Annotated in this window: 21 protein-coding genes; 11 read left to right on the top strand and 10 right to left on the bottom strand. The window is 69.0% G+C overall.

Annotation, left to right across the window (positions count from 1 at the left end):
* Positions 1 to 145: 145 nt before the first annotated feature.
* Positions 146 to 1,444, top strand: a complete 1,299-nt coding sequence (locus FB560_RS11870; RefSeq protein WP_141872554.1) for a citrate synthase — start codon at positions 146 to 148, stop codon at positions 1,442 to 1,444.
* Positions 1,445 to 1,603: 159 nt separating this feature from the next.
* On the opposite strand, the gene FB560_RS11865 is transcribed toward FB560_RS11870, so the two are convergent.
* Together FB560_RS11865 and dapD are read right to left on the bottom strand one after the other, a co-directional pair.
* The gene (locus tag FB560_RS11865) at positions 1,604 to 2,983 is read right to left on the bottom strand and encodes a DEAD/DEAH box helicase (protein ID WP_141872553.1); all 1,380 of its coding nucleotides are present in this window, start codon (positions 2,981 to 2,983) and stop codon (positions 1,604 to 1,606) included.
* A 244-nt stretch (positions 2,984 to 3,227) separates the two neighbouring features.
* Positions 3,228 to 4,181, bottom strand: a complete 954-nt coding sequence (gene dapD, locus FB560_RS11860) for a 2,3,4,5-tetrahydropyridine-2,6-dicarboxylate N-succinyltransferase (RefSeq protein ID WP_141872552.1) — start codon at positions 4,179 to 4,181, stop codon at positions 3,228 to 3,230.
* A gap of 94 nt (positions 4,182 to 4,275) precedes the next feature.
* Between dapD and dapE the strand changes: the two genes are divergently transcribed.
* The 3 genes from dapE (at position 4,276) to FB560_RS11845 (ending at position 6,814) form a co-directional block, all read left to right on the top strand.
* The gene (gene dapE, locus FB560_RS11855; RefSeq protein WP_141872551.1) at positions 4,276 to 5,349 is read left to right on the top strand and encodes a succinyl-diaminopimelate desuccinylase; all 1,074 of its coding nucleotides are present in this window, start codon (positions 4,276 to 4,278) and stop codon (positions 5,347 to 5,349) included.
* The gene (locus FB560_RS11850; RefSeq protein ID WP_141872550.1) at positions 5,331 to 6,548 is read left to right on the top strand and encodes a hypothetical protein; all 1,218 of its coding nucleotides are present in this window, start codon (positions 5,331 to 5,333) and stop codon (positions 6,546 to 6,548) included. Before dapE ends, FB560_RS11850 begins: the two co-directional genes overlap by 19 nt.
* A 92-nt stretch (positions 6,549 to 6,640) precedes the next feature.
* Positions 6,641 to 6,814 carry a DUF3117 domain-containing protein gene (locus FB560_RS11845; protein WP_141872549.1) on the top strand — a complete coding sequence of 58 codons (174 nt, stop codon included), beginning with the start codon at positions 6,641 to 6,643 and terminating at the stop codon, positions 6,812 to 6,814.
* 85 nt (positions 6,815 to 6,899) lie between these two features.
* Here FB560_RS11845 and FB560_RS11840 read toward each other — a convergent pair whose 3' ends face one another.
* Positions 6,900 to 7,538, bottom strand: a complete 639-nt coding sequence (locus FB560_RS11840) for an O-methyltransferase (RefSeq protein WP_141872548.1) — start codon at positions 7,536 to 7,538, stop codon at positions 6,900 to 6,902.
* 89 nt (positions 7,539 to 7,627) lie between these two features.
* Between FB560_RS11840 and FB560_RS11835 the strand changes: the two genes are divergently transcribed.
* Both FB560_RS11835 and FB560_RS11830 read left to right on the top strand, forming a co-directional pair.
* Positions 7,628 to 8,002: a twin-arginine translocase TatA/TatE family subunit gene (locus tag FB560_RS11835; protein ID WP_141872547.1), complete on the top strand. Its 375-nt coding sequence runs from the start codon at positions 7,628 to 7,630 to the stop codon at positions 8,000 to 8,002.
* Entirely contained in the window at positions 7,999 to 8,616 is a 618-nt protein-coding gene (locus tag FB560_RS11830; protein ID WP_141872546.1) for a hypothetical protein, read from the top strand. The genes FB560_RS11835 and FB560_RS11830 overlap by 4 nt, the downstream gene beginning before the upstream one ends.
* Here FB560_RS11830 and FB560_RS11825 read toward each other — a convergent pair.
* The 4 genes from FB560_RS11825 to FB560_RS11810 are packed head-to-tail and all read right to left on the bottom strand — an operon-like array spanning position 8,613 to position 12,040.
* Positions 8,613 to 9,113, bottom strand: coding sequence for a YcxB family protein (locus FB560_RS11825; protein ID WP_229673105.1), 501 nt, complete (start codon positions 9,111 to 9,113; stop codon positions 8,613 to 8,615). The two genes, FB560_RS11830 and FB560_RS11825, sit on opposite strands and share 4 nt — an antisense overlap.
* 22 nt (positions 9,114 to 9,135) lie before the next feature.
* The gene (locus tag FB560_RS11820; RefSeq protein WP_141872545.1) at positions 9,136 to 10,257 is read right to left on the bottom strand and encodes an Mrp/NBP35 family ATP-binding protein; all 1,122 of its coding nucleotides are present in this window, start codon (positions 10,255 to 10,257) and stop codon (positions 9,136 to 9,138) included.
* Entirely contained in the window at positions 10,254 to 10,772 is a 519-nt protein-coding gene (locus FB560_RS11815; RefSeq protein ID WP_141872544.1) for a DUF1003 domain-containing protein, read from the bottom strand. The genes FB560_RS11820 and FB560_RS11815 overlap by 4 nt, the downstream gene beginning before the upstream one ends.
* Positions 10,772 to 12,040, bottom strand: a complete 1,269-nt coding sequence (locus FB560_RS11810; RefSeq protein ID WP_141872543.1) for a magnesium transporter MgtE N-terminal domain-containing protein — start codon at positions 12,038 to 12,040, stop codon at positions 10,772 to 10,774. The genes FB560_RS11815 and FB560_RS11810 overlap by 1 nt, the downstream gene beginning before the upstream one ends.
* Positions 12,041 to 12,127: 87 nt before the next feature.
* Between FB560_RS11810 and FB560_RS11805 the strand changes: the two genes are divergently transcribed.
* Genes FB560_RS11805 through FB560_RS11795 form a run of 3 tightly spaced genes read left to right on the top strand, consistent with a single transcriptional unit; the run spans position 12,128 to position 14,105 of the window.
* On the top strand, positions 12,128 to 12,841 hold the full coding sequence (locus FB560_RS11805; RefSeq protein ID WP_141872542.1) for a general stress protein: 714 nt from the start codon (positions 12,128 to 12,130) through the stop codon (positions 12,839 to 12,841).
* Positions 12,838 to 13,455 (top strand): DUF4870 domain-containing protein, encoded by a 618-nt coding sequence (locus FB560_RS11800; protein WP_141872541.1) that lies wholly within the window; start codon positions 12,838 to 12,840, stop codon positions 13,453 to 13,455. Before FB560_RS11805 ends, FB560_RS11800 begins: the two co-directional genes overlap by 4 nt.
* Positions 13,452 to 14,105: an alpha/beta hydrolase family protein gene (locus tag FB560_RS11795; RefSeq protein ID WP_141872540.1), complete on the top strand. Its 654-nt coding sequence runs from the start codon at positions 13,452 to 13,454 to the stop codon at positions 14,103 to 14,105. The genes FB560_RS11800 and FB560_RS11795 overlap by 4 nt, the downstream gene beginning before the upstream one ends.
* Before the next feature lie 51 nt (positions 14,106 to 14,156).
* Here FB560_RS11795 and FB560_RS11790 read toward each other — a convergent pair whose 3' ends face one another.
* Together FB560_RS11790 and FB560_RS11785 are read right to left on the bottom strand one after the other, a co-directional pair.
* Positions 14,157 to 15,566, bottom strand: a complete 1,410-nt coding sequence (locus FB560_RS11790; protein ID WP_141872539.1) for an aminopeptidase P family protein — start codon at positions 15,564 to 15,566, stop codon at positions 14,157 to 14,159.
* A gap of 37 nt (positions 15,567 to 15,603) precedes the next feature.
* Complete coding sequence (locus FB560_RS11785) at positions 15,604 to 16,626, bottom strand: endonuclease/exonuclease/phosphatase family protein (RefSeq protein WP_141872538.1); 1,023 nt, start codon at positions 16,624 to 16,626, stop codon at positions 15,604 to 15,606.
* 89 nt (positions 16,627 to 16,715) lie between these two features.
* Between FB560_RS11785 and FB560_RS11780 the strand changes: the two genes are divergently transcribed.
* Together FB560_RS11780 and FB560_RS11775 are read left to right on the top strand one after the other, a co-directional pair.
* Positions 16,716 to 17,591, top strand: coding sequence for a PHP domain-containing protein (locus FB560_RS11780; protein ID WP_141872537.1), 876 nt, complete (start codon positions 16,716 to 16,718; stop codon positions 17,589 to 17,591).
* Between the two features lie 67 nt (positions 17,592 to 17,658).
* Entirely contained in the window at positions 17,659 to 18,642 is a 984-nt protein-coding gene (locus FB560_RS11775) for a DUF817 domain-containing protein (protein WP_141872536.1), read from the top strand.
* Here the strand turns inward: FB560_RS11775 and FB560_RS11770 are convergent.
* The gene (locus tag FB560_RS11770) at positions 18,558 to 20,069 is read right to left on the bottom strand and encodes a DEAD/DEAH box helicase (protein ID WP_141872535.1); all 1,512 of its coding nucleotides are present in this window, start codon (positions 20,067 to 20,069) and stop codon (positions 18,558 to 18,560) included. The two genes, FB560_RS11775 and FB560_RS11770, sit on opposite strands and share 85 nt — an antisense overlap.
* Between the last annotated feature and the right edge of the window lie 84 nt (positions 20,070 to 20,153).

The raw sequence follows: 20,153 nt of genomic DNA, 5'->3' as shown, positions 1-20,153 counted from the left end.
TCAGTCCCTACTAGGCTGTAAAAGCGATTCGGTCGTGATCCGACCAGGCGTCTTTGCGCCGCGAGATCGCCAGTTCCGGCTTGATCAAGATCTTGGCTGATTCCGACGCGACAGGCGTACGGGCAGACACAACGAGGAGGCCCGCGTGAGCGCAGCGGCAGACCAGCAGGCGACAGCGAAGCTGACCATCGGTGACACCACCGCGGAGTTCCCCCTCGTGCGTGGCACGGCCGGGCACGACAGCATCGACTTCTCCACACTGACCCGCCAGACCGGATACACCGGACTCGACTACGGGTTCGTGAACACGGCGTCGACCAAGTCGGAGATCACGTTCATCGATGGCGACAAGGGAATCCTGCGTTATCGGGGCTATCCGATCGAGCAGCTCGCCGGCACCACGAGCTACCTCGAGGTCGCGTGGCTGCTCATCTACGGCGAACTGCCATCGGCGTCCGAGCTGGCGGAGTTCGACGAGAAGATCCGTCGCCACACGCTGCTGCACGAAGACCTCAAGCGCTTCTTCTCGGCGCTGCCGCACACGGCGCACCCGATGTCGGTGCTCTCCTCGGCGGTGGCCGCGCTCTCGACCTACTACGAGGGTCAGACGGACCCCCACGATCCCGAGCACGTCGAACTCAACATGATCCGCATGCTCGCGAAGTTGCCGGTGATCGCGGCGTACGCGCACAAGAAGAGCGTCGGACAGGCATTCCTGTACCCCGACAACTCGCTGAGCTTCGTGGACAACTTCCTCAAGCTCAACTTCGGCGTGCACAGCGAGCCCTACGAGGTCAATCCCGTGATGTCGAAGGCGCTCGAGCTTCTCCTGATCCTGCACGAGGACCACGAACAGAACGCCTCCACGTCGACGGTGCGCCTGGTCGGCTCCACGGGCGCGAACCAGTTCGCCTCCGTGTCCGCCGGCATCCAGGCCCTCTCCGGCCCCCTTCACGGTGGCGCCAACGAGGCCGTCCTCACGATGCTCGGACAGATCCGGGACTCCGGTCAGAGCGTCGCACGTTTCGTGGAGCGTGTGAAGAACAAGGAAGAGGGCGTGAAGCTGATGGGCTTCGGGCACCGGGTCTACAAGAACTACGACCCTCGCGCCAAGCTCGTCAAGGATGCCGCAGACGAGGTGCTCGCCTCGCTCGGCGTGACCGACCCGCTGCTGGACCTCGCCAAGGAGCTCGAGGAGCTGGCCCTGGCCGACGACTACTTCCGCGAGCGTCGCCTGTACCCGAACGTCGATTTCTACACCGGCGTCATCTACAAGGCCATGGGCTTCCCGACGCGGATGTTCACCGTGCTCTTCGCGATCGGCCGTCTGCCCGGATGGCTCGCCCAGTGGCGCGAGCTGCAGAACGACCCGCAGACGAAGATCGGCCGCCCGCAGCAGCTGTACGTCGGCTCGCCGGAGCGCTCGTTCCCGACGTCGCGCTGAGCTGAGCAGGCCCCATCGGGCCGACCCATCTGACCGAACCCCCACTCCCGCTCGCCCGGCGGCCGGTGGGGGTTCGTTGCGTGCGCGGTGCCTGAGGTCCCCGGAGACGAGAACGGCCTGCCCTCCCGAAGGAGGACAGGCCGTGTCGAGGAATGCGGGTCAGCGACCCTGAGCGCTCCGACCGCCCTGACGCTGGCCGCCCTGGCGCGAGGAGAACCCGGCCTGGCCCTGGCCGCCACCCTGTCCGCCGGAGCGGGGGCGACGACGGCGTGCGGGGGGAGTGGAGGCGCCTGCGCGCTCGCCACCGGCGGGGCGCTGCTTGGCCTGACGCTGCGGCTGCTGCGCCTGCACGGGGGCAGGACGCACGTGCGGGGCGCGCTCGGGCACGAGGCCCGTGACGGCAGCCGCGGTGGCGCTCTCGAGCGGAGCCGTGATGGCCGCCTTGCGCAGGAGATCCTTCACATCGCGACGCTGCTCGGGGAGCACCACGGTCACGACGGTTCCGGCGGCGCCGGCGCGCGCGGTACGGCCAGAGCGGTGCAGGTACGCCTTGTGCTCCATCGGCGGGTCGACGTGCACGACCAGGTCGACATTGTCGACGTGCACGCCACGGGCGGCGACGTCGGTGGCGACGAGCACGCGCACGCCACCGTCATCCGGGTCGGACGAGAAGGCGCTCAGGTTGCGCTCACGCGCGTTCTGCGACAGGTTGCCGTGCAGATCGACCGCGGGGATGCCTGCGGCCGTCAGCTGCTTGGCGAGCTTCTTGGCCTGGTGCTTCGTGCGGGTGAACAGGATGCGGCGACCGGTTCCCGACGCGAGGTCGCGCACCAGGGTCGTCTTGTCGTCGGTCGATTCGACGACCAGCACGCGGTGCGTCATCTCGCCGACGGGAACGCTCTCCTCGTCGACCTCGTGGCTGACGGCGTTCGAGAGGAAGCGACGCGCGAGCGTGTCGATGCCGCGGTCGAGCGTCGCGCTGAACAGCAGACGCTGGCCGCCGGCAGGAGTCGCGGTGAGGATGCGGGTGACGCCGGGCAGGAAGCCGAGGTCCGCCATGTGGTCGGCCTCATCGAGCACGGTCACCTCGACGGCGTCGAGCTGCACGATCTTCTGCTTCATGAGATCTTCGAGGCGGCCGGGGCACGCGACGACGATGTCGACGCCGCTGCGCATGGCCTGCTCCTGCGGACGCTGGCTGACGCCACCGAACACGGTGGTGACGCGCAGGCCCTTGGCCTCGGCGAGAGGCGCGATGGTCGCGGCGATCTGGGTGGCGAGCTCACGGGTCGGAGCGAGCACGAGGCCGCGCGGGTGGCCGGCGCGGCTCTTGCGCGTCGAGTCGGCGATGCGTGAGACGAGCGGAAGGGCGAAGGCGATCGTCTTTCCGCTGCCGGTGCGGCCGCGGCCGAGGAGGTCGCGACCCGCGAGGGAGTCGGGAAGCGTGTCGCGCTGAATCGCGAACGCTTCGGTCTTGCCGTCCTTTGCGAGGACGGCGGCGAGATCGGCGGGCACGCCGAGGTCGAGGAAGGAAGTCATGAAGTATCTCCGAGAATGCACGCGCGAACGAGGTGGCCGGGTGCGGGAAGGTGGGCGACGGCGCGGGATCGCGCATCGTTTCGCCGTTCGAAATGGCCAGAACCAGGCTAGTGGCGCGGGAGCGTGTCGACGACGCAGACGTCTCGCATCGCGAGGAGCGTCACGCTGACAGTATCACGCGCAGCAGGGGAGAGCCTGTGCGCCACCCCGGGAGGGGCGCACAGGCTCTCCACCGAAAGGTCGGTCAGGCGTGCAGCGCTTCGTTCAGGGTGACGCCGACGCCGGCGCGGCGGACGGCCTCGACCGCGCCGCTGAGGGAGTTCCGGCGGAACAGGAGCCCATCCTGACCGGAGAGCTCAGCGCCCTTGACGGTCTTCTTCCCGCCGTCCGCAGTGGTCGGGCCGTCAGCCAGGACGATCTTGGTGCCGGCCGTGACGTACAACCCGGCCTCGACGACGCAGTCGTCACCCAGCGAGATGCCGATCCCGGCGTTCGCGCCCAGGAGGGTGCGCGCTCCGATCGAGACGCGGTGCGTGCCGCCGCCGGAGAGCGTGCCCATGATCGAGGAGCCGCCGCCGATGTCGCTGCCGTCGCCGACGACGACGCCCTGCGAGATGCGACCTTCCACCATCGACGCTCCGAGTGTTCCGGCGTTGAAGTTGACGAAGCCCTCGTGCATCACGGTCGTGCCGGGGGAGAGGTAGGCGCCCAGACGCACGCGAGACGCATCGGCGATGCGCACGCCCGTCGGCTGCAGGTAGTCGGTCAGGCGGGGGAACTTGTCCAGTCCCTGCACCTGGATACCGGCGCGCTGGAGGGCCGGGCGCAGACGGGCGGCATCGTCGGGGTGAACCGGGCCGGCGTTGGTCCAGGCGACGTTCGGGAGATGTCCGAAGATGCCGTCGAGGTTGAGGTCGTTGGGCCGCACCAGGAGGTGCGAGAGCGCGTGCAGGCGCAGGTAGGCGTCTGCGGTGGAGGACGGAGCGGCATCCAGATCGATCCCGAGCTGGACGACCTCGACCGTGACGTTGCGTCGCTCGTCGGGGCGCGCGTCCTGCTGCAGCGCGGCAGCGGCGGCCGTGGACTCCTCGGCAGGAGCGGTCCCGGTGCCGAGTGCGGAGTACCAGGCATCGAGAACGGTGCCGTCACCGGCGATCGTGGTGAGTCCGACACCCCAGACGCTGCGCGATTCAGTCATGACTCCACGGTACCGGGAACGGCGCAGGTCTCTTGTCCCGATGACACGTGACGGACACCGCCGGGGCCGGGGCGGCAGGTCATAGGCTGGGGTCATGGTGCTCGATCTGACTGCGTCCTCCCTCGACCTCACGCGCGCGATCTGCGACATCCCCAGCGTCTCGGGAGAGGAACAGAACCTCGCGGACGCGATCGAGGAGGCGATCGCACCGCTGGCACACCTCGAGGTGATCCGGCACGGCAACACCATCGTCGCCCGGACCGCCCTCGGCCGCAGCCAGCGGGTGGCGATCGCGGGCCACATCGACACGGTGCCGATCAATGACAACGTCCCCACGCGTGACATCGAGATCGACGGCGAGGCGTATCTGTGGGGGCGCGGCACCGTCGATATGAAGGCCGGAACGGCGGTCCAGCTGAAGCTCGCCGCAGAGCTGACCGATCCCGCTGTCGACATCACCTGGATGTGGTATGACAACGAGGAGGTCGAGGCCTCCAAGAACGGTCTCGGACTGCTGGCCTCGGTGCGCCCCGACCTGTTCGAAGCCGACTTCGCGATCCTGGGTGAACCGTCCAACGGCGAGGTCGAAGGCGGATGCAACGGCACGCTGCGCGCCATCGTGCGCACCTCGGGCGTCCGGGCCCACGCGGCGCGCGCCTGGATCGGCGAGAACGCGATCCATCGCGCCGCCCCGATCCTCACCCGGCTCGCGGAGTATCGCGCCCGCGAGGTCCTCGTCGAGGGACTCCTCTACCGGGAGAGTCTGAGCGCGGTGCGGATCACGGGTGGCGTCGCCGGGAACGTCATCCCCGATGCCTGCGAAGTCGAGATCAACTACCGGTTCGCGCCGAGCAAGACCGCAGCCGACGCCGAGGCCCACGTGCGCGGTGTCCTCGCCGGGTTCGACCTGGAGGTCACGGATGCCGCCGAGGGCGCACGGCCCGGACTGGACGCCCCGATCGCGCAGCAGTTCGTGGCGGCGGTCGGTGCCGAGGCGCGGCCGAAGTACGGCTGGACCGACGTGGCCCGCTTCTCGGCGCTCGGCATCCCTGCTGTGAACTACGGTCCGGGTGACCCGCATCTCGCGCATCACGATGAAGAGCGCGTGCCGGTGGCGCAGATCGATGCGGTCGAGCGGGGCCTGCGCGCATGGCTCACGTCGCCCTGACCCTGTCTCGCCGGTGGGCGCTGACGCCCGTCGCGCTCCGGATCGCCGTGATCTATCTTCTGGCGCGCCTGGTCACCACGCTCTTCTTCGTGCTGGCGGCATCGCTGTCGACATCGCTCTCACGATTCGGGGCGGACGCGGGCATCGTGGACTTCGTGCTCGGGTGGGATGCGCAGTGGTACTGGCTCGTCGCCGAGAACGGCTACCCGAGCGAACTCCCGCTGACGGATACCGGCGATGTCGCCGAGAACGCCTGGGCTTTCATGCCGGTCTTCGCCGTCGTCGCGAAGGTCGTGGGGCTCCCGTTCGGTTCCTGGGGCGCCGGAGCCTTGCTGGTCTCGGTGGTCGCCGGATACTTCGCCTGCCTGGCACTGCACCGGCTCCTGCGCGACAGGATCGGCGGCTCGGCCGCGATCTGGGCCGTGGCATTCTTCGCGGCGGGCCCGTTGGCTGCACTGTTCCAGGTGGGATACGCCGAGACGTTGTTCCTGCTGCTGCTCTTCCTGGCGCTCGACGCCGTGGCACGGCATCGCTACGGCTGGCTGTATCTGCTCATCCCGGTGATGGCGTTCACGCGCCCCGGCATCCTCGCCTTCGCCTTGTTCCTCGGCCTGCATGGGATTCTGCGGTGGGTGCGACGGCGCGAGGAACCGCTCGCCACGGGCGAGATCGTGCACATCCTCGCGCTCGGAGCACTCGCGACGGTCGCCGGGTTCTCGTGGCAGCTCATCGCCGGGTTCGTCACCGGCGACCCCGGCGCGTATCTGGCGACCGAGCTCGCCTGGAGGCGGCACTGGGTCGTCGGCGGCGTCGACGGTTTCATCCCCTTCGAAGGATGGATCCAGGCCTCCCAGTTCTGGTTCGGCCAGTGGGGACTGCCGATGTGGGGTGGACCTGTCGCCCTGATCCTGCTCGTGATCGCGGCCGGGCTGGCGCTGCTGCGCTCGCCGCAGGTCAGGGCCGTGGGCACGGATCTGCGGCTGTGGAGCGCGAGCTACCTGTTGTACCTCCTCGCCGTGTTCTTCCCGCAGTCGAGCACCTTCCGCCTGCTGCTGCCGCTCAGCCCGCTGTGGGGAGCGGTCGCCGTGCCACGTTCCCGCCTCTGGCGCATCGGTGTGCTCGCCGTCGGCCTGGTGGGGCAATGGCTGTGGATCTACCACGTCTACGCCCTCGGCAACACCTTCTGGCAGGTGCCGTGAATGTAAAGGATCGGTGCATTTCTTCACAGGTGACGTCCAGGCCCGACCGCACCCGATAAACTCATTCCATACCACCGAGGAAAGGGGCCACGATGGCAGCGATGAAGCCGAGGACCGGAGACGGACCCATGGAAGCCGTGAAAGAAGGGCGACTCATCATCGTGCGCGTTCCGCTCGAAGGCGGCGGCCGCCTGGTCGTCTCTGTGAACGACGCCGAGGCGAAGGAGCTTCACGACGTGCTGGCCGGCGTCGTGGCGCCTGCCTGAACGAGCAGATCCGTTTCCACACGGACGACGAAGAAGGCGACGGATCATCGATCCGTCGCCTTCTTCGTGTGTCGAGGTGCTGTCGTCAGCCGCGCTCGGAGATGCTGACGAGCTGCAGCAGGCCCTCTCCGGCGGGGGAGACCGTGGCGAGGACGGCTGAGGACTCCTGCGTCTCCTGGACGAGGGAGCGGTAGGCGGACGTGATCTCGTCGCGCTGTACCGGATCCGCGGCGCGGCCGCCGACCAGGACACGCGGGACCAGGACGATGCCCCCGTCGCGCACGAGTCGCAGACCGTGTGCCACGTAGGCGATGACGTTCTCGGGATCGGCGTCGACCAGCACGATGTCGTAGGACGCCTCGTTCATGCGGGGAAGCACGTCGGACGCGCGGCCGGTGATGAAGCGCGCCTTGGTGGAGGGGACCTTCGCATCGGAGAACGCCTGGCGTGCCGCGGCCAGGTGCTCCGGCTCGTTGTCGATCGTGGTGAGCACAGCCTGCGGAGCGCCGCGCAGCAGCCAGAGGCCGGAGACGCCGGCCCCGGTGCCGATCTCGACGATCGACCGCGCACTGGTGGCCGCGGCGAGCACGGCGATCTGCGAGCCGACGGCAGCGCTGATCGGCGCGGCTCCCAACTCCACCGCGTGAGCGCGCGCGCGGGCGATCGCATCCGGTTCCGCGATGGACTCGCGGATGAAGCGTGCGTTCGCGTCGTGCTCGCTCATGCCCTTGTTCTCCCTGCCTGCATATGAGTGTTCTCAGGATATTCGCTCTGTGTGCACCAGGAGCGCAGGCGCGACGGTAGCCTGGACAGATGCAATTCGGGCTCACCTTCGAGAAGCTGCTGCTGATCGGTCTCATCGTGGTGCTTATCGTGGGTCCCGACAGGCTTCCTCGTGTCGCCGAGGGCTTCGCGAAGTGGGTTCGCAAGGCCGGCGAGTACGTGCGCGACACCAAGTCCAAGATGCGCGACGAGATGGGCCCCGAACTCGACGACGTCGACTGGCGCAAGCTCGACCCTCGTCAGTACGACCCGCGCCGTATCATCCGCGAAGCTCTGATGGATGACCCCTCTCCCGCCGCCGCTGCCGCCGCGACGAAGACGGTCATCGCAGAGCCCGCAGCGCCGCGCATCCCGCAGGAGTTCAGCGCGACCAACAAACCGCCGTTCGACATCGAAGCCACGTGAACTCAGCCGCTCGACGCGGCGGTGTCAACGATCGCGACCGATTGGCCCTGGCCTTCGCCCCCATCTGCGCGCTCGGCGGCGTCCTGATCTGGGTGCTCTGGGTCCTCCCCATCGCCGCGTCCGTTGACGCGGCTGACCCGCATCCGATCGGCGAGACGACCGTCGTGGAACTCGAGACCGGAGAGCGCGTCGGTGTCTGGGGGAGAGGGATCTCCGCGAACCTCGGCACCATGGCGTGCGCCGTGACCGCGCCGGACGGGGAGGCCGTGGCGACGCGCGGCGGACCGTCGCTCGGGTGGAGTGACACCCTGTGGTGGATGACGCCGAGAGGGGGGTTCGCGCAGAGCGCGCAGTTCATCGCCCCCGCTGCCGGCGCCTATCGCGTGAGCTGTATGGACTCCCTCGAGACCTACGACGGCGACTTCCTGATCGCCGGCGACACGTTCGGCAGCGGCAGCATCGGTCTCGGTCGCAACGGTGGCAACGACTTCGCGATCGGCTCGCTCCTCGCGTTCGGCGCTGTCTTCCTCCCGCCCCTCGCCGTCCTGCTCCCCGCCGTCATCGGCATCCGTCTGGCGGTCACGAGGCGCCGGTCGAGCCGCGTGGCCCGCTAGGAGATCTTCGCGCGGAGGGTGAGGATGTCGTCGTCGGTCAGCAGAGCCCGGGGGATCGCGGTCGCGGCGGAGGCGTCGCGGAGCTTGAACAGCACCGCGTCCTTGCCGGCGCGCATGCTCTGGAACGTGCTGTAGCGGATGTCGGAGCGCCGACGCCCGCTCCCCATCTGCAGGACGTCTTCGCCGAGCGACACCCAGACGACGGTCTCGGGCGGCATCGCGGCACGGACGGCACGTCGCGCGCTCGACACGGTCAGTACGATCGCGTACGCGGCGAGGCCGAGGATCACCGGGGGCATCCAGGCGGCGAGGCCGACCTCGTCGGGACCGGCCGCGATCCGCGCGTTGAGGTTCAGGATGCTCAGGACGAACGCGCCGGCGAGTGCCACCCACATCACGATCGCGAGCGGTCTGGTCAGCGAGTACACGGTCGCGTCGTTGGCCATCCTCCGCAGCAGGCTCTCATCGACGGTGAGGGAGCGGGGGGTCGTGGACACATCCCCATCCTCCCACGTCGACTCAGCGCAGGGACATCGGCAGTGCGCGCCCGGAGAGGCCCCTGCCCTGATGCGCGAGGGTCGTCGCGAGGTCGTGGATCGCGCGGGCGGCGGGATCGTCGGGCTCACTCAGCACGACGGGAGCTCCGGCATCTCCTCCTGCCCGCAGGCTCGGGCTCAGCGGGATCGACGCCAGCAGCGGGACAGCTGTTCCCGACTCGGAGAGCGCTGCGGCGACCGCTGCCCCGCCGCCGCTGCCGAACAGATCGATGACCGTCCCGTCGGGAAGGGAGAAGGCGCCCATGTTCTCGATCACGCCGATCACGCGCTGCCCGGTCTGGCGGGCCACGAGACCGCTCCGGATGGCGACCTCGGAGGCAGCCGTCTGCGGTGTCGTGACGACCAGCACCTCCGCATGGGGAAGGAGCTGGCCGATCGAGATCGCGATGTCTCCGGTGCCCGGGGGCATGTCGATCAGGAGCACGTCGAGATCGCCGAAGAACACGTCCGTCAGGAACTGCGAGACCGTGCGATGCAGCATCGGTCCGCGCCACGCGACCACCGCTTCGCCGTCGCGCAGGAACATGCCGATCGAGATGGTCTTCACCCCGTAGGCGACAGGCGGCAGCATCAGGTCGTCGATGCGAGTCGGCTGGGTCCCCGAGGGGATCCCGAGCAGCCCGGGGATCGAGAACCCGTGCACGTCGGCGTCCACGAGCCCGACCGCCAGGCCCTGCTCGGCGAGTGCGACGGCGAGGTTCGCGGTGACCGTGGACTTGCCGACGCCGCCCTTGCCACTGGAGACCAGGATGACCCGGGTGAGGGAGTCGGGGCCGAACGGCATCTGCCTGGCGGGCCTGCCGTCACGGAGCTTCTCGGTGAGCGCCTTGCGTTCGGCGGGAGTCATCACGCCCACCTCGACCTCGACCTGCGCGATCCCGGCGACGGAGGCCGCGGCGTTGCGGACGTCGGACTCGATGCGCGCGGCGGCAGGGCACCCCACGATCGTGAGCACGATGCCCACGTGCGCGCTGTCTCCGTCGACCGTCACCTCGCGCACCATGTCGAGCTCGCCGATGGGCCGTCGCAGTTCAGGGTCCGTGACGGCCGCGACAGCCGCGCGGACGCTGTCCGCCGCCGTCATGAGGTGGCGCCGGCGGCGTCCGGCTTCTCCTCGTGCTCGCCGAGTTCCGCCAGCAGCGCCTTGAGCTCCTGGCGCAGCACGTCGCGCGTCACCGCCTGGGCGTTGCGCTCCTCGAGCGACATCCGCAGAGCCACGATCTCCCTGGCGAGGTACTCGGTGTCGGCGAGGTTGCGCTCCGCTCGCTGGCGGTCCTGCTCGATCTGCACGCGGTCGCGGTCGTCCTGACGGTTCTGCGCGAGCAGGATCAGGGGAGCGGCATAGGAAGCCTGCAGCGAGAGCATGAGAGTCAGCGCCGTGAACCCGAGCGCGGCGTCATCGAAACGCAGCGGATCGGGCATGAGTGTGTTCCAGACGATCCACAGCACGCAGAACAGCGTCAGGATGACGAGGAACGCCGGGGTGCCCATGGCACGCGCGACCCACTCCGTGAAGCGACCGAAGCGGTCTCGCGAGGTGGGACGTGTGCGGGTGGCGCCTCTGCCCAGAGGTGCGTCGAGACGCGGAGAACGGGCCATCAGCGCACCCCCTTCGAAGGCTCGGCGGCATCGTCGCTGTCGTGCGAGCGCCAGTCGTCGGGCAGCAGGTAGTCGAGCACATCGTCGATGCTGATCGCGCCGACCAGGCGGTGCGCGGCATCGATCACGGGGAGGGAAACGAGGTCGTAGCTGGCGAGCATCCTCGCGACCTCGGCCGCCGACGCCGTCACCGACACCGGCTCCATGCTGTCGTCCACGATCGCGCCGAGCCGTTCGTGCGGCGGGTAGCGCAGCATCCGCTGGAAGTGCACGACGCCGAGGAGACGACCGGTCGGCGTCTCGAAGGGCGGCAGCGTGACGAACACCGCGGCGGCGAGTGCCGGGTGCAGTTCATGACGGCGGATCAGCGCCAGAGCCTCGGCGACCGTCGCATCGGCCGAGAGGATGATCGGCTCAGGAGTCATCAAGCCGCCGGCGGTGTCGGGGCCGTACCGCAGCAGCATCCTGACGTCCTCGGCTTCTTCCGGCTCCATGAGCTCCAGCAGCTGCTCGAGACGGCCGGGGGGAAGCTGGGCGAGGAGGTCGGCGGCGTCGTCCGGCTCCATCTGATCCAGGATGTCGGCGGCACGCTCGTCGCCGAGTCGATCGAGGATGTGCACCTGCTCGTCTTCCGGCATCTCCTCCAGCGCATCGGCGAGGCGGTCGTCCGAGAGCTCCTCGGCGACCTCGATCATGCGCTGCTGGGGGAGGTCGAGCAGAGTGTTCGCGAGATCCGCCGCATGCAGTTCGGAGTAGGAGGCGACGAGCTGCTCCGCGGACTGCGACTCCCCAGGGGTGTGCTGCTCGGTGACCTCGCTCCAGGCGGCGAACGTCGTCGGGCCCTTGGCGAAGGGAGAGGCGCTCGTCTTCGGGCGCCGCAGGAAGAGTTGGCTGATCGCCCATTCGCCGAGCCGGTTCGGCTCGATCGCGACGTCCTCGATGACCGCGGTGCCGCTCCCGTCCACGAAGCTCATGCGGCGTCCGAGCATCTCCGCGAGCACGCGCACCTCGCCGGCGCGCGGGGAGAAGCGCCGGACGTTGATCAGGCCGGTGCTGATGACCTGGCCGGATCGGATCGAGGTGACCCGGCCGATGGAGAGGAAGACCTGGCGCCGTCCGGGGATCTCGACGACGAGGCCGATCACCCGCGGTGCCGCGGTACTTCGGTACACGATGACGACATCACGGACTTTGCCGAGCCGGTCGCCGACGGGGTCGAAGACGGCGCACCCGGCGAGGCGCGCGGCGAAAACCCGTTGTGTGCTCACTCTCACCAGCGTAGTGCGCGGGGCTCTGCGAGAGCTCCCCTCTTGCATTCCCCGCGCCGCCATAGCGGCGCGTGGAAGAATGGTCGGATGAGCATGTTGAACCGACCAGCGAACAGCGCCGACAGCGGCGAGATCGTCGCGTCGATGCGCGACTACGAGAGCGCACAGAAGACGGTGTCGAAGCTGATCGCCGCGGAGGTTCCTGCCCGAGACATCGCGATCGTCGGACAGAGCGTCCGCACCGTCGAGCGCGTCACTGGAAAGCTCGGCTACGCGGCCGCGGCTCGCTCCGGGGCGGTGAACGGCGTGCTGATCGGGCTGTTCCTCTCTGCGATCCTGGTCCTCGGCAACCCCGAGGTGCCGATCCAGCTTTTCGTGGGCTTCGTGTTCATCGGTGTCGCGGTCGGGATGCTGTTGAGCCTCGTCACCTATGCGATCGTTCGTCGGCGTCGCGACTTCGCGAGCGTCACGCAGTTCGCGGCCGACCACTACGAAGTCACCGTGATGCCGGCTTCGCTCGCCAAGGCGCGACTCGCGATCGGTGCCGCACGCCCGGAGCCGACTCGCCCTCCCGTCAACCTCGACGAGCCGCCGCGCTACGGGGAACGGATCGTCCCCGCCGGAGTCGCCCCCGCTCAGCCCGTTCCCGCGACCGCGGGCGAACCGGTGATCCCGCCGCGTCCCGCGGATCCGGTCGACACGCCTGCAGAACCCTCCGCGCATCCATCGTCCGACGCGCCGTCGACCGATCCTGACGCGGCGTCGACCGATCCTGACGCGGCGTCGAGCGAGACACGATGACTTCGCCTTCCGAGCCGCAGCAGCCCGGAGGCTTCCCGCCCGCCCCGCCCGCCCCTTCGTCGGCGCAGCCGCCGCGCCCGCCGGCACCTGCCGCGCCTCCTGCTCCGCCGTATCCGGTGCCGTCGCATCCGGCGCCCGGGTACCCGGCGGCGGGCTATCACGCGGCACCTCCGGCTCCCGGATACCCGGGACCCGGGTATCCGGCTGTCGCGCGCGCCGTGCCTCCGCGGGGTCTGCTGCCGTGGGTTCTCGGGTTCCTGATCGTCATCCCGTTCCCGTTCGTGGGCGGGATCGCGTCGGGTATCGCGATGGCCGTCAGCGGCGGTGCGTCTCGTCGTGCCGGCGGCGTCGCTCGGGAGAACGCGCGCGCGGCGCTCAACTGGGGACTCACGTACCTGTTGATCTCCACGTCGCTGATCGTGATGCACTTCGTGGTGCTGTTCCTGCTCACCGCGGAGAGCCCCGCAACGGGGTTCTTCCCTATCGGCATCCCGGTGACGATCTATGTCGCGATCTCGCTCCTGCATCTGGTCCTGGTGATCATCGGCACGATCCGGTCCTCGTCGGGCGCGGTGATGCGCGTGCCGTTCGCGATCCCGTTCGTACGCGCATGACGGTTCAGATCCCCGTCGCCCTGCCCACCGGTGCGGTGACCGTGTCGGGCGACTGGACGGAAGGTCGGAGCGGCGACATCGTGCTCATCGCCCACGGCGCCGGAGCGGGCAAGGATCATCCTTTCCTCGTCGGCCTCGCTGAGGCGCTCGTCGCGCGGGGAGTCTCGACGCTGCGGTTCAACTTCCCCTACGTCGAACAGGGCCGCCGGATGCCGGGGCCGGCTGCGCACGCGATCGCCACCTGGAACGCGGTCGTCACGTGGGCCCGCGCGCAGGATCCTGCGGCGCGCGTCTGGGCGACCGGCAAGTCCTACGGCGGACGCATGGCGTCGATGGCGGTCGCCGAAGGCCTCGTGGTCGACGGGCTCGCGTACCTCGGCTATCCGCTGCATGCACCGGGCAAGCCGGAGAAGCCTCGCGCGGAGCATCTGCCGGCGATCACCATCCCGCAGTTGTTCATCGAGGGCACAAACGATCCGTTCATCCAGCCGGTGGAGCAGTTCGAGGCCGTCCTCGCGACCTGTCAGAACGCGCGAGTGGTCTGGACCGAAGGCGGCGGGCACTCCTTCGAGGTGAAGGGGCAGAAGCGACCCGCTGCCGAGGTCGGCGCGTCGTTCGCCCCCGTGATCGCCGAGTACATCGGCCGCTGAGCCCCGGGGCCGCGCGCACGGACGCCGGTTCACGTCGCCGGGGGCCGGGTGTCAGCCCTGGACGCGGGCGATCCAGGCCTCGACCTCGTCTGCGGTGCGGGGGATGTCCGCCGAGAGGTTCACGGGACCGTCGGCCGTCATCAGGATGTCGTCCTCGATGCGCACACCGATACCGCGCAGGTCGACCGGCACCGTGAGGTCGTCGATCTGGAAGTACAGACCGGGCTCGATCGTGAACACCATCCCGGGGGCGAGGATGCCGTCGTAGTACATCTCGCGACGTGCCTGAGCGCAGTCGTGCACGTCGATACCGAGGTGGTGCGAGGTGCCGTGCACCATGTACCGACGGTGCTGTCCGCCGGCGTCCGCGTCGAGGGCCTCTTCGGCGGTGACCGGGAGCAGACCCCACTCGGCGACGCGTTCGGCGATGACCTTCATGGCGGCGCCGTGCACGTCACGGAATCGTACGCCCACCTGTGCGGCGGCGAATGCGGCATCGGCAGCCTCGCGAACGGTCTCGTAGACGCGACGCTGCACCTCGGTGAAGGTTCCGGAGACGGGGAGCGTCCGGGTGATGTCGGCGGTGTAGAGGCTGTCGGCCTCGGCGCCGGCATCCACCAGGATCAGGTCGCCCGGAACGACGGTGCCGTCATTGCGGGTCCAGTGCAGGTAGCACGCGTGCGGGCCGGACGCGGCGATGGTGTCGTAGCCCTCGCCGTTGCCGTCCTCACGTGCGCGACGGTGGAAGACGCCCTCCACGACGCGCTCGCCCCGAGCGTGCGCCACGGCGGAGGGGAGTTCGCGGATGATGTCGTCGAATCCGGCTGCCGTGATCTCGACGGCCTTGCGCATCTCGGCGATCTCGAAATCATCCTTGATCAGACGGAGTTCGGAGACTGCGCGGGTCAGCTCCTCGTCGTCGTCGAGGATCAGTTCGCCGTCGACGGGCAGGAAGGCGGCGAGGTGGTCGGTGGCGATGTCGAGGTCAGCGGCGACGCCCGCGAGCGACGGGCGCGGCCCGATCCAGAACTCGCCGACGGTCGCGTCCGCGTAGAACTCGGTCGTCGTCCGGTCGGCACGTTCGCGGAAGTAGAGCGTGACCTCATGCGCGCCGTCGACGGGCTCGAAGACCAGGATCGAGTCCGGCTCGGCATCCGACGCCCAGCCGGTGAGGTGGGCGAACGCGGAGTGGGCGCGGAAGACGTAGTCGGTGTCGTTGCTGCGCTGCTTCAGCGAGCCGGCGGGGATCACCAGGCGCTGGCCGGGGAAGGCATCGGAGAGCGCTGCGCGGCGTGCTGCGGCGTACGAGGCCTGTGCGCGCGGGGCGGGGAGGGTCTCGGGGCGTTCCGCCCACCCGGTGGAGATCGTGTCGAGGAAACCGCGGGGGAACGGCTGCTTGCGGTTCGTGTTGCTGTTCTCGACGGCGGGCTCTGCGATCGTGTCGCGTTCTGCGGTGCTCATCCGTCCAGTCTGTCACCTGTGACGGAGGAGCGGGAGCTCAGCCGGCGGGCTCGAGCTGGACCACCAGCGCGCGGTGGTCGCTGCCACCGGCATCGTCGAGGACGGCCGACCCCGAGGGGGTCCAGTTGGACGTGGCCATCACGTGGTCGATGGGTGCCCCCGCGAGAGCGGGGAGGGAGCTCGGCCACGTCCCCGACAGGCCGTTGCCGGTGCGTGAGGCGACATCGCGGCAGTAGCCCATGTCGCCGCCGCCGACGCCGAGCGATGCCATGTGATCGATCGTCGCGTTGAAGTCGCCCGCGAGGATGACGTCGCCGGCCGGGCACTGGTCGGCGACCCACTGCAGGTCGGAGCGCCACTGCTGCATCTCCTCCATGCGCGGTGCGACGGCATGGACGGCGACGATCGTGGGGCCGCTGCCGTCGATGGGCATCAGCACGACGCTCGGCACGGAGCCGGTGTTGCTGGAGCCGTCTTCGGACGACTGGATCACGGAGTACTCGCCGAGTTCCGGCGAGACCAGCACCGTGGTCTGCCAGGACTGGGGACCGTTGGGCACGTCCGGTCGGAACTGCACATGGTGCACCCACATCGGATGCCCCTGCTCACGCAGCATGATCGCGATGCGCTCGCCGACCGCCTCGGTCGTCTCCGGGAGGGCAACGATGTCGGCGCCCTGATCGAGGATCTGCTGCGCGATGGTCTCGGCCGAGACCGCCTCGCCGGCCGTGTTCCACGTGAGCACGCGGACGCTGCTGTCGGTTTTCTCGGGAAGTGCCGTGGTGCCGAAACCGCGTGTGACGCCGATGATCCCGGTGGCTCCCGCACCGAGGAGGGCGACGATCAGCACGGATGCCGCGAACCCTCGCAGCGGACGGATGAGGAGCAGCAGCAGTGCAAGCACGGCGACGATCAGGAAGGCGCCCAGCACGAGTCCGCGCGCCGACACCAGCTGCGTGAACGGATAGGTCTGCTCGAGTCGGAAGAACTGGGGCCACACGACGATCGCCGTGGCGATCGCGAGCAGCACGGTGAACAGAATCCCCAGTAGTCGAAGCATCCCGACAAGCCTAGAAGAGACGCCTGTGAAGTCCCTGCCCCGGTGCTGCGTGCGCGACCGCGACCCGCTCCGCTCGGTACGCTCGGAGGATGGCCGATCAACACCCCCTCAGGTTCGCAGGCCCCGCGGACCTGCACCTGCACTCCCACCATTCCGATGGCACGGAGGCGCCGGCCGAGGTGATGCGCCAGGCCCACGCGCACGGGGTGCGTACGGCTGCCCTCACCGACCACGATCGAACCACGGGGTGGGACGAGGCGGGCCGGGCCGCCGTCGCTCTCGGGATGACGTTCATCCCCGGAATGGAGCTCTCGTCCAAGCACGAGTGGCGCAGCGTGCATGTGCTCGGCTATCTCTTCGACCCCGATGACGCGGCGCTCGCGGCGGAGACCGCGCGCATCCGCGAGGACCGGATCGGCCGCGCCGAGAGGATCGTGCGTCATATTGGGCGCGACTACGACCTGCATTGGGATGACGTGGTCGCTCAGACCGTCGCCGATGCCACGGTCGGGCGCCCCCACATCGCGGATGCTTTGGTCGCACGGGGCATCGCGCGGGACCGCACGGAGGCGTTCGACGGGATCCTGCACCCCCGCGCGGGCTATTACGAACCGCACTACGCACCCGATCCGCTCACGGCTGTGCGGTTGATCACCGAGGCCGGGGGAGTGGCCGTGATCGCGCACCCCGTGACGTCGGGTCGTGACCGCATGATGCCCGTGCCCTTCATCGAACGACTGATCGCAGCGGGCCTCGGCGGGTTCGAGATCGACCATCGCGAGAACACCGCATCGGGCAAGAAGCTGCTGCATGAGATCGCCGCGACGCACGACCTCATCGTGACCGGATCGAGCGACTACCACGGCAGCGGCAAGCCCAACCTGCCCGGCGAGAACACGACGTCCGAAGAGATGGTCGCCCGCCTCATCGCGCGGGCCAGCGGGTCGGAGCCGCGCTACCCCTGACGCACGCCCGGCGTTCTGTCGGCACACTCCCGGCACATTCGCGAGCGGTATTGATACGTTCCTGCGCATGCGCCAAGCGACTTCCGTGGAGCGCCGCGTCGATGCGTTCGCTCATCGTCTGCTGCGTGAGGCTCCCGCCGACGGCATCCGTGCGGCTCTCGTCGAGGTGGCGGTGTTCATCCTCAAGCAGGCGTGGGCGTGCATCTTCGGGGCCGCGCTGCTCGCTGTCATCGTGGCGGCCCGCCTCTGGTACCCGGACGACGCGGCGATCGCACGCAACGACGCCCTGACGATCGCGGCCGTGATCATCCAGGTCGCGATGCTCGCGTTCCGGCTGGAGAGCGGACGCGAGCTCTGGGTGATCGTGCTCTTCCACATCACAGGCACGGTGATGGAGCTCTTCAAGACCGATGTCGGCTCGTGGATGTATGCCGCGGACGGCATCCTCCGGATCGGCGGGGTGCCCCTGTTCAGCGGGTTCATGTACGCCGCGGTCGGCTCGTACATGGTGCGGGTCTATCGACTGTTCGACCTCGGGTTGACGCGCTACCCCCACCGGCTGCTGACGAGCGTGGTGGCCGTGGCGATCTACGCCAACTTCTTCACGCACCACTACTGGTGGGATGCGCGCTGGGTGCTGCTCGCCGCCGTCGTGCTGCTGTGGATACCCACGGTGATGCACGCGCGGGTCTGGCGCCGTACCCTCCGGCTGCCGCTGCTGGCGGTCTTCGCGGGAGTGGCATTGTTCATCTACCTGGCGGAGAACATCGGCACCTGGGCGGGAGCGTGGATGTACCCCGATCAGGCGGACGGCTGGCAGCCGGTGTCGGCCGGCAAGCTCGTGTCGTGGTTCCTGCTGATGATCATCTCGGTCGTGCTGGTCACCTGGGTGTACCCACCGCGCCCACCGGGGACGACGGAGGGGACGGAAGCCGCTGTCGCAGCATCCGCCCCCTCAGAGGTCGATCAGGCGCCGGCCGGAGCCGTTCCTCCACCCGAGCCGCCGCGGCGGCGACGGCGGCGACGGGCCGGAGCCGGCTTGCCGTCGTGATGTTCCTTGCCCGCACCGTCGTGCGTGCCGGCACCCTCCGCGCTGCGGTCGGCGGGCGCGCTCTGCGCATCGGTTTCCGGAGTCTGCTCCGCGCCCTCGGCGAACGTCGAACCGACAGGAGCGGAGCCGCGACGGCGACGACGACGGCGGGTGCCGCCCTCTTCCGTGCCCTCGGCGGCGGCATCCGCAGCGCGCTCGGGGCGTCGCGTGCGCTCCGTCTTCACGGCCTGGGTCTTCGGAGCCGACGTGAGACGGCCCTTCGTGCCCTGGGGGATGTCGAGGTCGGAGTACAGGTGCGGGCTCGAGGAGTAGGTCTCGACAGGTTCCGGCTGACCGAACTCGAGTGCCCGGTTGATGAGGGCCCACTTGTGCAGGTCCTCCCAGTCGACGAAGGTGACCGCGATACCGGTCTTGCCCGCGCGACCGGTACGACCGGCGCGGTGCAGGTACGTCTTGTCCTCATCGGGGATCGTGTGGTTGATGACGTGGGTCACGTCGTCGACGTCGATGCCGCGGGCGGCGACGTCGGTCGCGACGAGCACATCGCGCTTGCCCGCCTTGAAGGCGGCCATGGAGCGTTCGCGCTGGTCCTGGCCCATGTCGCCGTGCACGCCGCCGACGTTGAAGCCGCGGTCGCCCAGCTCGTCGACCAGGCGCTGCGCGGCGCGCTTGGTGCGCGTGAAGATCACGGTCTTGCCGCGACCCTCGGCCTGCAGGATGCGTGCGATGACCTCGTCCTTGTCGAGCGAGTGCGCGCGGTAGACCAGGTGCTTGATGTTCGCCTGCGTCAGACCCTCATCGGGGTCGCTCGCGCGGATGTGGATCGGGTTCGTCATGAAGCGACGGGCGAGAGCCACGATCGGTCCGGGCATGGTCGCCGAGAAGAGCTGCGTGTGACGCACCGCGGGGACCTTCTGGAAGATCTTCTCGATGTCGGCGAGGAAGCCGAGGTCGAGCATCTTGTCGGCTTCGTCGAGCACGACCTCGGTCGCGTTCGAGAGGTCGAGCAGACGCTGGCCCGCGAGGTCGATCAGACGGCCGGGCGTGCCGACGACGATCTGCGCTCCCGCCTTGAGCTGGTCGATCTGCCCCTCATACGCCTTGCCGCCGTAGATCGCGACCACGCTGGTGGAGCGGTTGCTGGTGAGCAGGTCGATGTCCTCGTACACCTGCACCGCGAGTTCACGGGTGGGCACCACGATGAGCGCCTTGACGCCGTGCTCGGGGTTCTGGCCGAGGCGCTGGACCACCGGGATGCCGAAGCCGAAGGTCTTTCCGGTTCCGGTCTTGGCCTGTCCGATGATGTCCTGGCCGGGCAGACCGAGCGGAATGGTCTGCTCCTGGATGGGGAACGCGTCGACGATGCCCTTCGCGGCGAGTGCGTCGACGATGTCCTGATCGACTCCGAGATCAGAGAAAGTTGTCACTTGTTCAATTGCCTGTCCGGCGATCGTTCAGAGATCGCCACGTAAACGGATCCACGCCGTCTCTTGTGCCACAGGCGCGGGGGC

It is taken from the genome of Microbacterium saperdae (genome assembly GCF_006716345.1).
GTDB lineage: Bacteria > Actinomycetota > Actinomycetes > Actinomycetales > Microbacteriaceae > Microbacterium > Microbacterium saperdae.
This window is presented reverse-complemented; position numbering and strand designations above follow the sequence as displayed.